At 64.3% G+C, this 11,126-nt stretch carries 13 protein-coding genes; 8 read left to right on the top strand and 5 right to left on the bottom strand.

Annotation, left to right across the window (positions count from 1 at the left end; translation table 11 throughout):
• The 7 genes from AC1DUU_RS11725 to AC1DUU_RS11755 form a co-directional block, all read left to right on the top strand.
• A partial coding sequence (locus tag AC1DUU_RS11725; protein ID WP_476783588.1) for an FAD-binding protein occupies positions 1 to 578 on the top strand: 578 nt, incomplete at its 5' end.
• A gap of 1 nt (position 579) precedes the next feature.
• Positions 580 to 1,431, top strand: a complete 852-nt coding sequence (gene nadC, locus AC1DUU_RS11730) for a carboxylating nicotinate-nucleotide diphosphorylase (protein WP_476783589.1) — start codon at positions 580 to 582, stop codon at positions 1,429 to 1,431.
• Between the two features lie 53 nt (positions 1,432 to 1,484).
• Positions 1,485 to 2,483: a biotin synthase BioB gene (gene bioB, locus AC1DUU_RS11735; RefSeq protein ID WP_476783590.1), complete on the top strand. Its 999-nt coding sequence runs from the start codon at positions 1,485 to 1,487 to the stop codon at positions 2,481 to 2,483.
• Entirely contained in the window at positions 2,480 to 3,616 is a 1,137-nt protein-coding gene (locus AC1DUU_RS11740) for an 8-amino-7-oxononanoate synthase (RefSeq protein WP_476783591.1), read from the top strand. The genes bioB and AC1DUU_RS11740 overlap by 4 nt, the downstream gene beginning before the upstream one ends.
• A complete protein-coding gene (gene bioD, locus AC1DUU_RS11745; RefSeq protein ID WP_476783592.1) occupies positions 3,613 to 4,251 on the top strand; it encodes a dethiobiotin synthase in 639 nt (212 codons plus the stop codon). Before AC1DUU_RS11740 ends, bioD begins: the two co-directional genes overlap by 4 nt.
• A complete protein-coding gene (locus tag AC1DUU_RS11750; RefSeq protein WP_476783593.1) occupies positions 4,248 to 5,513 on the top strand; it encodes an adenosylmethionine--8-amino-7-oxononanoate transaminase in 1,266 nt (421 codons plus the stop codon). The genes bioD and AC1DUU_RS11750 overlap by 4 nt, the downstream gene beginning before the upstream one ends.
• Complete coding sequence (locus AC1DUU_RS11755) at positions 5,510 to 6,493, top strand: beta-ketoacyl-ACP synthase III (protein WP_476783594.1); 984 nt, start codon at positions 5,510 to 5,512, stop codon at positions 6,491 to 6,493. Before AC1DUU_RS11750 ends, AC1DUU_RS11755 begins: the two co-directional genes overlap by 4 nt.
• A gap of 38 nt (positions 6,494 to 6,531) precedes the next feature.
• On the opposite strand, the gene AC1DUU_RS11760 is transcribed toward AC1DUU_RS11755, so the two are convergent.
• Genes AC1DUU_RS11760 through AC1DUU_RS11780 form a run of 5 tightly spaced genes read right to left on the bottom strand, consistent with a single transcriptional unit; the run spans position 6,532 to position 10,517 of the window.
• Entirely contained in the window at positions 6,532 to 7,038 is a 507-nt protein-coding gene (locus AC1DUU_RS11760; RefSeq protein WP_476783595.1) for a GAF domain-containing protein, read from the bottom strand.
• Between the two features lie 14 nt (positions 7,039 to 7,052).
• Entirely contained in the window at positions 7,053 to 7,796 is a 744-nt protein-coding gene (locus tag AC1DUU_RS11765; protein ID WP_476783596.1) for an ABC transporter ATP-binding protein, read from the bottom strand.
• Positions 7,793 to 8,623, bottom strand: coding sequence for an ABC transporter ATP-binding protein (locus AC1DUU_RS11770; RefSeq protein ID WP_476783597.1), 831 nt, complete (start codon positions 8,621 to 8,623; stop codon positions 7,793 to 7,795). The genes AC1DUU_RS11765 and AC1DUU_RS11770 overlap by 4 nt, the downstream gene beginning before the upstream one ends.
• Positions 8,620 to 9,525 (bottom strand): ABC transporter permease, encoded by a 906-nt coding sequence (locus AC1DUU_RS11775; RefSeq protein ID WP_476783598.1) that lies wholly within the window; start codon positions 9,523 to 9,525, stop codon positions 8,620 to 8,622. The genes AC1DUU_RS11770 and AC1DUU_RS11775 overlap by 4 nt, the downstream gene beginning before the upstream one ends.
• Positions 9,525 to 10,517, bottom strand: a complete 993-nt coding sequence (locus tag AC1DUU_RS11780; RefSeq protein ID WP_476783599.1) for an ABC transporter permease — start codon at positions 10,515 to 10,517, stop codon at positions 9,525 to 9,527. The genes AC1DUU_RS11775 and AC1DUU_RS11780 overlap by 1 nt, the downstream gene beginning before the upstream one ends.
• A 260-nt stretch (positions 10,518 to 10,777) precedes the next feature.
• Between AC1DUU_RS11780 and AC1DUU_RS11785 the strand changes: the two genes are divergently transcribed.
• Positions 10,778 to 11,126 (top strand): helix-turn-helix domain-containing protein (locus tag AC1DUU_RS11785; protein WP_476783600.1); only part of this gene is annotated, 349 nt, incomplete at its 3' end.

An 11,126-nucleotide genomic window follows, 5' to 3' on the forward strand; every position in this document is an offset into this window, starting at 1 on the left:
GCATCAACCCTGCGGTTCAGCCAATCCCGGTACGCCCGGCGGCGCACTACCACATGGGCGGCGTTGCCGTGGACGCAGAGGGCCGCACTTCGGTGGCTGGCCTTTGGGCCTGCGGCGAGGTCGCCTCGACCGGGCTGCACGGCGCCAACAGGCTCGCCAGCAACTCGCTGACAGAGGCAGTGGTGACGGCAAGTTGGATCGCTAGGAGTGTGGCAGGTGTTGCCGCTGATAGCCGGAAATTCCTGGCAAACACCGCTATACCGGTGCGTTCCGATCCATCGCTGGTGCGCAACATCGTTTCATCTGCTCTGGGCGTCCTGCGCGACGGCGACGGACTGCGCGGGGCGGCCTCCGCGTTGCTGCCACTTGCTACGCGCAGTTCCGCCGCCTCCGATCCGGCAATAGTGGGGCTGATGATGGTTGTCTCAGCGCTCCAGCGCGAGGAAAGCCGTGGCGCCCATTGCCGGACGGATTTCCCTCCCAACAACACTGTTGGACGCCGTTCTAAAATCACCCTTGATTCCGCACTCAAAGCGGCTGTCGAACTCGCTGCCACACCGCTTGCCCGGAGCGCCTGAAATGACCCTGACACCCCTGCCCCAGATCATGCTGGAACCACTGGTTCGCGCCGCTTTGCTCGAAGATCTCGGCCGCGCCGGCGACCTCACCACCGACGCCATCGTGCCTGCCGACCTGCGAGCGACGGTTGTGCTCGCCGCGCGCCAGCCCGGCTTCGTTGCCGGACTCGATCTTGCCGCACTTGCCTTTCGCCTGATCGATCCAGCCATCGAGATGAAAGTGGCAAAACCAGACGGCAGTGCGATCGCAGCAGGCGAAACCATCGCCACGCTGAGCGGCCCAGCACGCGGCCTTCTGACCGCCGAGCGCGTTGCGCTCAACTTCCTCTGTCATCTCAGCGGCATCGCTAGCGCGACGGCGGCGATTGTGGAGGCCGTGCGCGACCACAAGGCGAGCATCGTGTGCACGCGCAAGACCACGCCCGGCCTGCGCGCGCTCGAAAAATACGCCGTGCGTGCCGGAGGCGGCTCCAACCACCGTTTCGGCCTCGACGACGCCGTGCTGATCAAGGACAACCACATAGCCATATCAGGCGGCGTGAAACAGGCGATCGAGCGCGCCAGGGCCGGTGTCGGCCATCTGGTGAAGATCGAGGCCGAGGTCGACACGCTCGACCAATTGGACGAAGCGCTGGCGCTCGGTGTCGATGCGGTGCTGCTCGACAACATGACCACCGAGCAACTTTCCCGCGCGGTGGACATGGTCGGCGGACGCGCCATCACCGAAGCATCCGGCCGTGTCACGCCGGCCACAGCACCGGCCATCGCCGCCACCGGCGTCGACCTGATTTCGATCGGCTGGCTGACCCACAGCGCGCCGATCCTGGACATTGGGCTGGACACGATCGGCTGATCGGGGCAATTGTCCCGCCCCGGTGGGGAAGCAACGCAGGCGATGGAGACCGCATGACGGCCGAAATGCACTTGAACGGGACTTCGCAACAGCTCAACGGCATGCGCCCGGCCTGGACGCTTGAGGAGGCACGGGCGATCTATGATTCGCCCTTCAACGACCTGCTCTTCCGTGCGCAGACGGTGCACCGGCAGAATTTCGACCCCAATCGCGTCCAGCTTTCGCGACTGCTTTCCATCAAGACCGGCGGCTGCCCCGAGGATTGCGGCTATTGCAGCCAGTCGGCGCATCACGAATCCGGCCTCAAGGCCTCCAAGCTGATGGAAGTGCAGCGCGTTCTCGCCGAGGCCAAGAAGGCGCGCGATGCGGGTGCGACGCGCTATTGCATGGGTGCGGCGTGGCGCAGCCCCAAGGCGCGCGACATGGATGCCGTGGTGGCCATGGTCGAGGGCGTCAAGGCGCTCGGCATGGAGACCTGCATGACGCTCGGCATGCTCGATCTCGACCAGGCCCGGCAATTGAAGCGCGCCGGTCTCGACTACTACAATCACAACATCGACACGTCGGAACGCTACTATAACGAGATCATTTCGACGCGCAGCTTCGCCGACCGGCTCGATACGCTGGCCAATGTTCGCGACAGCGGCATCAAGGTCTGCTGCGGYGGCATCGTCGGCATGGGCGAGCAGGCGCTCGACCGCGTCGACATGCTGGTGACGCTTGCCAATCTGCCGGAGCATCCCGACAGCGTGCCGATCAACATGCTGATCCCGATCGACGGCACCCCGCTCGCCGAAGCCGCGCCCATCGAGCCGATCGAATTCGTCCGCACCATAGCCCTTGCCCGCATCATGATGCCGAAGTCGCATGTGCGCCTGTCGGCCGGCCGCACAGCGATGAGCGATGAAATGCAGGCGCTGTGCTTCTTTGCCGGGGCGAACTCGATCTTTGTCGGCGACACGCTTCTGACCGCCGAAAACCCTGGGGAAGACAAGGACAGCGCACTTTTCCGCCGTCTCGGCATCGAGCCGATGGAGCGCGGCGCCCAGTGAGCGGGCGAGCCTTGCTCGACCGCTACGAGACCAGCCTGCGCGGGCTGGCCCGAAAGAGCCGGCTGCGGACGCTCAGCGCCCGCGCCGGGCTCGATTTCGCCTCGAACGATTACATAGGCCTCGCCGGGTCGAAACGTTTGGCTGATGCGGTCGCAACCGCCCTTGCCAACGGCACGCCTGTCGGCGCCACCGGCTCGCGGCTGTTGCGCGGCAACGACCCGGAGCATGAGGCGCTGGAGGCCAAGGCGGCGAGCTTCTTCGGCACCGAACGCGCGCTGCTTTTCGGCGGCGGCTACATCGCCAATTTCGCCGTGCTGACGACCCTGCCGCAAAAGGGCGACCTGGTCGTGCTCGATGAGCTGATTCATGYCAGCGCCCATGAAGGTGCACGCGCCGGGCGCGCCGAAATGGTGGAGGCCGCGCACAATGATCCTGAAGCAGTCGACACCGCCATTCGCACCTGGCGCGCCAGCGGCGGGATTGGCCGTGCCTGGATCGTTGCCGAGAGCCTATACAGCATGGATGGCGACGTCGCTCCGCTGAGCGACCTGCTGGCCATTGCCGATCGGAACGACGCTTTCCTGTTCGTCGACGAGGCGCATGCGACCGGCGTCTACGGGCCTGACGGCCGCGGATTGGCGTATAATCTCGAAGGCCGCGACAACGTCATTGTGCTGCACACATGCGGCAAGGCGCTGGGCGGCTCAGGAGCTCTCGTCACCGCGCCAGCGACGCTCGCAGGCTACATCGTCAACCGCTGCCGACCCTTCATCTACGCCACCGCACCCTCACCGCTGATGGCGGTCGCTGCAATGGAAGCGCTCGATATCCTCGCCGACGAGCCTGAGCGGCGTGAAAAGCTTGCCCGGCTTGTCGCGTTGGCTGGTGCGAGGACCGAGGCAATCGGMCTCAAGCCAAGCGGCTCGCAGATCTTGCCGATCATCGTCGGCGACAACGGACGCGCCATGGCGCTGGCCGAAGCGCTTCAGCAACGCGGCTTCGACGTGCGCGGCATCCGGCCCCCGACTGTGCCCGAAGGCACGGCGCGGCTCAGGGTCTCGCTTACCTTGAATATCGATGAGGCGGATGTCGTCGCGCTATTCGACGCGCTTGCCGAGGAATGGAAGCAATGAACAACGCCATCGTCGTCACCGGCACCGACACCGGCATCGGCAAGACTGTGTTTTCGGCCGGGCTCGCCGGCCTGCTCGACGGCACCTACTGGAAGCCGGTGCAATCGGGCATCGAAGACGAGACCGACAGCGAGATCGTGGCGCGGCTTTGCGGCCTACCGGCCGAGCGCATCCTGCCCGAGGCGTATTGCCTCAACGCGCCGCTTTCGCCGCATCGCGCCGCCGAACTGGACGGCGTGGAGATCGACATCGGCAAGCTCGCATTGCCAGTCACCCAAAGCCCCCTCATCGTCGAAGGCGCCGGTGGACTAATGGTCCCTATCAACAGGCAAGCGCTCTACATCGACGTCTTTGCCCGCTGGCAAGCGCCGGTAGTGCTTTGCGCCCGTACCGGGCTCGGCACGATCAACCACACGCTTTTGTCGATCGAAGCGCTGCGCAGCCGTTCGATCCCACTGCTCGGCGTCGCCTTCATCGGCGACGAGATGCCGGACACGCAGCGGACCATTGCGGAGATGGGCAAGGTCCGCGTGCTGGGTCGCCTGCCTCGCCTCGATCCACTGACACCGGAATCGCTCGCCGCTGCCATGCGTGCTTCGTTCAACGCCACAGATTTCCTGGAGCCTCAGCAATGAGCCGTTCCGCTGTCTGGCACCCTTTCACCCAGCACGCCACCGAGCCTGTGCCGCCGACCATCGCGCGCGCCGAGGGTGCCTTTGTCGAGACCGCTGGCGGCAAGCGCATCCTCGATGCGATCTCGTCCTGGTGGGTCATCACTCACGGCCACCGGCACCCAAAGATTGTTTCGGCAATCCGCACGGCAACGGAAACGCTCGACCAGGTGATTTTCGCCGGGCTGAGCCATGAACCAGCCGAACTGCTCGCATCAGCGCTGGTTGAAATGGCGCCCGCCGGGCTCGACTGGGTGTTTTATTCCGACAGCGGCTCAACCAGCGTCGAGGTGGCTTTGAAGATGGCGCTCGGCTTCCACCGCAACAACGGCGCGGCGCGCTCGCGCATCGTCGTCATGGAACACAGCTATCACGGCGATACGATCGGCACGATGAGCGTGGGCGCGCGCGGGGTGTTCAACGCCGCCTACGACCCGCTGCTGTTTGAGGTCGACACCATCCCCTTCCCCACGCCGGGCCGCGAGCAGGAAACACTCGACCGCTTCGAGGCACTAACGCGGGACGGCAAGGCAGCTGCGCTGATTGCGGAGCCGCTGGTGCTCGGCGCCGGAGGCATGCTGATGTATCCGGCATGGGCGCTGACCGAACTCAAGCGCATCGCAGAGAAATCCGGCACGCTTGTCATCGCCGACGAGGTGATSACCGGCTGSGGCCGCACCGGCACSWTSTTCGCCTGCGAGCAGGCCGGTATTGCGCCCGACATATTGTGCACGTCCAAGGGCCTGACCGGCGGCTCTCTGCCGCTCGCCGCGACGCTCGCCACCGACGCCGTCTTTCGCGCGCATYTTTCACAAGACCGCGCCAAGACCTTCTTCCATTCGAGTTCCTACACCGCCAACCCCATCGCCTGTGCCGCGGCACTCGCCAATGTCTCGATATGGCGCGATGAGCCGGTGGCCGAGCGCGTCGCCGATCTGTCGCGTATGCAGGCGGAAAAGCTGTCGCGGTTCCGCAACGACGACCGCTTCGAAAACGTGCGCACGACGGGCACGATTGCGGCACTCGACCTGCGCGTCGGCAAGGCCGGTTATCTCGCCGAGGTCGGGCCGAAACTCCGGGCATTCTTCCTCGAACGCGGGCTTTTGGTCAGGCCGCTCGGCAATGTCATCTATGTGCTGCCGCCCTACTGCGTGGCCTCTGGCGAACTCGACCAGCTCTACGATGCCGTYGATGAAGCCGCCGACCTCGTGGGACGCGCCGGGTGATCCGTTCGGCGCGCATCCTCGGCTTCGGCCACCATGTTCCCTCGCGAAAGGTGCCGAACGCCGAGATCGAGGCCAGTCTCGGACTGGAATCTGGCTGGATCGAAGGGCGCACCGGCATCCGCTCGCGTTATTGGGCCGAGCCCCACGACACGCTATCTGATCTGGCGGCCAAGGCCGGCGACATGGCGCTCGAAGCCGCTGGCATCGACCGCACCGAGGTCGGGCTGTTGCTGCTCGCGACATCCACGCCCGATCATCTGTTGCCGCCCAGCGCCCCGCTGGTTGCACACAAGCTCAGCCTCAACGGTGCCGGCGGTGTCGACCTTGCCGGCGCCTGCGCCGGCTTCATCTATGCCATGACCTTCGCCGACGGGTTCGTGCGCCTGCACAACAAGCCGGCACTCGTCATTGCCGCCAACATCCTGAGCCGCCGCATCAACCCGGCCGAGCGCGCAAGCGCTGTGCTGTTCGCTGACGCGGCGGGTGCGGTCGTACTTGGCCCGTCGGACGATCCTGAAAAGGGCATTCTCGGCGCTTCGGTGGCGTCGGACGGTTCGGGCTACGGCCTGATCCAGATTCCGTCCGGCGGCAGCAGCCGGCCGTTTTCAGACGAGCTGGACATCGCCGAAACACGCATGACCATCGCCAATGGCCGCGAGGTTTTCGTCAAGGCGGTGGAGATGATGAGCCGCTGCTCGGCAGAGGCGCTTACTGGGGCAAAGCTGGGCGCTGGAGACATCGCCCGCTTCGTGCCGCACCAGGCCAATGCCCGCATCTTCAACGCTGTCGGCAAGTCGCTTGGCATCGAGGACCAGCGCATCGTCAAGACGATCGCCGACTATGGCAATTCATCAGCCGCCACCATCCCGCTGTCGCTGTCGGTCGCGCATCGGGCCGAAGCGTTCCGCCGCGGCGACAAGCTCTTGCTCGCTGCAGCAGGCGCTGGACTCACCGGAGGGGCGCTGGTGGTGGGAATGTGAAAAGGCCGGGCCGCCAGGCGACCCGGCCAGATCATGTTTTAGCGGCGTTCGAGGTGCTCGACAGCGAGGAAGGCGGTCTTGGCTGCCAGCGACAGCTGGTTGGCCGCTTCGACACGCAGCGGCGTGTAGAAGTGCTCTTCGTGCAGCATGTTGACCGTGCCGAGCATGGTGTCGCCGACAAAGACCGGCCAATTGAGGACCGAGCCACAGCCGAGCGACCAGATCGTCTCGTGATCGGGGAACACGTCGGCGATGTCCTTGATCGTATTGGCGACGAACGGCTTGCGCTGGACGTGGATCGTGTCGAACCAGTGCGTGCGGTTGATCGGCTTGGTTCCGGAAACCGGATAGGCGTCGGGGTGGCTGGTGTAGGTGCGGCCCGAAAGCTCATTGGCCCAGTCGAGCTTCATGACCGTGAACAGCTTCGCGCCAACAACGACGTCGGCCAAGGCCTGAAGCGCCTTCCACACGCCCTCGACTTCGGTCGTGGTCGCAATGGCGGCATCGAAGGCGGCCAGCGCCTCGGCGAAATTGGTTTCTGTCATGACTTACCTCTATTTCAGTTCTGGAGATGGGCCGCGCTGAACTTGGTCAGTTCGCGCGAATAGGGATCGACAAGCGCGCTACGCTTGAGCTGGTCGACATCGGCGATCTCGACGATACGGCCGTGGCGCATGACGGCAAGGCGGTCGCACAGGAACGAAACGACCGGCAGGTTGTGCGTGACCATCAGATAGGTCAGCCCCTGCTCGCGGCGCAGGCGCTTGAGCAGGTTAAGAATTTCCGCCTGTACCGATACGTCGAGCGCCGAAGTCGGCTCGTCGAGCAGAAGCATCTTGGGCTTGAGGATCAGCGCGCGGGCAATCGCCACGCGCTGGCGCTGGCCGCCCGACAGCTGGTGCGGAAAGCGGAAGCGGAAGCGGCGGTCGAGGCCGACCGACTGCATGACTTCGTCCACGCGCTCACCACTATTGCCAATGCCATGGATGGCAAGCGGCTCGCTCAACGTCGCGTCGACCGTCTTGCGCGGATGCAGTGAGCCATATGGGTCCTGGAACACCATCTGGCATTGCTTGGCGAAACCACGGTCGATGCCGTGCGTGCGCGGCTCACCGAACACCGAGATGGAGCCGGTCCAGCTCTTGGCCATGCCGGCAATCGCCTTGAGCACGGTGGTCTTGCCCGAGCCGCTCTCGCCGACCAAAGCGAAGCTCTCGCCCTCGGCGACGTTGAAGCCGATGCCGTGGGTGACCTTCGACTCGCCGTAGGAGATGTCGAGATTGTCGATCGCCAGCGCGCTCATGTCGAAGCCCCAGTACGTTCGAGGACAGGAAGCTCGTCGCGGCTCTCGTCGATGCGCGGGATCGAGGCGAGCAAACCGCGCGTATAGGGATGCTTGGCGTTCTTGAGCTCGCCGGCATCGCATTCCTCGACCACCTCGCCGCTGCGCATCACCAGGATGCGGTCGCAATAGGCCGAAACGAGGTCCAGGTCGTGGCTGATCAGGATCAGGCCCATGCCCTTGCGCTTGACCAGGTCGTCGATGATCTCGAGCACCTGGGCCTGCACCGAGACGTCGAGCGCCGATGTCGGTTCGTCAGCGATCAACRGATCGGGCTCGGGGATCAGCATCATGGCGATCATGATGCGCTGGCCCATGCCGCCCGAAACCTCGTGCGGATAGAGCCCGAGCACGCGTTCGGGATCGTTGATGCGCACGGCTTCCAGCATGGCGAGCGTGCGGTTGCGGATGTCGCCGCGGCCAAGCTTCTGATGGGTCAGAAGTGCCTCGGCGATCTGGGCGCCGATGGTCATGACCGGGTTCAGCGAGAATTTCGGATCCTGCATGACCATCGAAATGCGGGCGCCACGAACGGCGCGCATCTGCTTTTCAGACAGCGACAAAAGGTCTGAGCCATTGAAAGTCATTTCGTCGGCGGTGACCCGGCCGGGCGAACGGATGAGCCGCAGGATCGCGCGGCCGGTCATCGACTTGCCAGAGCCGCTCTCGCCAAYGATGCCGAGGCGTTCGCGCCCAAGCGTCAGCGACAGGCCCTTGACCACGTCGACCGGGCCACGGGCCGTCGGAAAGGTGACCTTCAGATTGCGGATTTTAAGCAGGGCGCTCATTGCCGATCTCCATGCTTGGGATCAAGCACATCGCGCAGGCCGTCACCCAAGAAGCAGAAGCCGAGGCTGACGATGACGATGGCAAAGCCGGGCATTGTCGCCACCCACCACTGGTCGAGGATGAAGGAGCGGCCGCGCGAGATCATGGCGCCCCACTCGGGAAGCGGCGGCTGAGCGCCGAGGCCGATGAAGCCGAGGCCTGCGGCGGTCAGGATSATGCCGGCCATGTCGAGGGTGACSCGGATGATCATAGAAGACGTACACAGCGGCAGGATGTGGTTGACGATAACGCGGAACGACGACGCGCCCTGCAACTCGACCGCCGCGACGAATTCCGAATTGCGGATCGTCAGCGTCTCGGCCCTGGCGATGCGGGCATAGCCCGGCCAGGTGGCGATCGCGATGGCGATAATGGCGTTCTGGATGCCGGGTCCAAGCGCCGCGACGAAAGCCAGCGCCAGGATCAGCTTGGGCATCGACAGGAAGATGTCGGTGATGCCCATCAGGAAACGGTCGGTCCAGCCGCCGAAATAGCCGGCGACGGCACCGATGATCAGCCCGACTGGAGCTGCAAGCACTGCAACCAGCGCCACGATCATCAGCGTGATGCGCGCGCCATAGACGACGCGGCTCCAGATATCGCGACCGAGCTCGTCGGTGCCCATCCAGTTTTCCCAGCTCGGCGGCTTGAGCCGCATGGCGAGATCCTGGCCGATCGGCGAATGGGTCGCGATCCAGGGCGCAAACAACGCCACCAGGATAAGCGTCAAAACGATGATCGCGCCGACCATGGCCAGCGGATTGCGGGAAAGTGCGCGGCTCAGGCGATAGCTGCGGCCAAGCCGCGCCTGCAGCCGCGAGGACGGCGAGTCGTCGAGAAGCCAATCACGTGTCGTCGCCATCAGCGTGCCCTCGGGTCGAGGACGCGATAGAGCACGTCCGAAATCTTGTTGATGCCGATGAAGACAGCGCCGATGACCAACGTGGACCCCAGAACGGCGTTCATGTCGGCATTGAGCAGAGCCGTGGTCAGATAGTTACCGATGCCGGGCCAGGAGAACACGGTCTCGATCATCACCGAACCTTCGAGCAGGCCGGCGTAGGACAGGCCTATGACGGTGATGAGCGGCACGAGGATCGGCCGGAAAGCGTGGCGCCACAGCACAAGCCGTTCCGACACACCCTTGACGCGGGCGGTGGTGACATATTCTTGCGCCAACTGGTCAAGCATGAAGGAGCGCGTCATGCGAGCGATGTAGGCCAGGCTGAAGAAGCCGAGCACCGCAGCCGGCAGCGCGATATGGGTCAAGGCGTTGAAGAAGATTTCGGTTTCGCCGGCAAGCAGGGAGTCGATCAGAACGAGCCCGGTGACCGGTGGGACAATACCATCATAAAAGATGTCGAGCCGACCAGGTCCGCCAACCCACTGCAGCTTGGCGTAAAACAGCGCCAGGCCGACAAGGCCGAGCCAGAAGGCCGGGATCGAATAACCGAGCAGGCCGACAACGCGGATAACCTGGTCGAGCAGGCTGCCCTGGCGGCTTGCCGCGTAGACACCCATCGGCACACCGAGCAGCACGCCGATCATGATGCCAAGCGTCGCCATCTCCAGCGTTGCCGGGAAAACCCGCTTGAGGTCTTCGACAACGGGCTTGCCGGTGGAGACCGACATGCCGAGGTCGCCGGTCAGGACATTGCCGACATAGTGGAAGAACTGGACGATCAGCGGCTTGTCGAGCCCCATTTCGATGCGGGCGGCTTCATAGACGGCGCGCGGGGCGCGGTCGCCGACAACGGCAAGCACCGGATCGATCGGCACGACGCGGCCAATGAAGAAGGTGATGGCAAGGAGGCCAAGAAAGGTAAACGCGATGGCGACCAGGAAGCCCAGCACGCCTTTCACTGTTTTCCAGGCGTGCCGCGCATTGCGAGACGAGCCGCCGGGCCCTGCTGGAAGCGCCTGTACGGCGGAGTCGGTTTCTGATGCCACGCGGTCTTTGTTCCCACCACCTCTGGCGCGCCGGCGATGCGGCACGGATGTCTTCTGTCGCTCAAAATTCCGCTTGGACTATACAAATAATTTTGCTTAGATCAAAAAAATTTTGATGGGAGCAAAAAAGCGTGTCCTCGGAGGCCAGCAAAAACGCGGCGTCGATGCAGCCCAAAGTGGGCGCTCTAATCCGTGCGCGCCGCCGCAAGCTGTCGATGACATTGCAGGAATTGTGTGACGCCGCAGGCATTTCGGTCGGTTACCTCAGCCAAGTCGAGCGCGATCATGCCACCCCTTCGCTTGGCACGCTCGCCCAAATCGCACGTAGCCTCGATGTAGGTGTGGATTACTTCATCGCCACGCCCAGCATGGAGGACGGGCTGACCCGTTCGGCCGAACGCAACCGATTCTCCGTCGACGGCTCGTCGATCGTCTACGAGCGCATCGCCGCCGACTTCACCGGCAACGTCCTGTCTTCTTTCGTCCTCAACGTCCCGCCGGGCTATCGTTCCG

The organism is Aminobacter sp. P4_H6_2, from assembly GCF_056400805.1.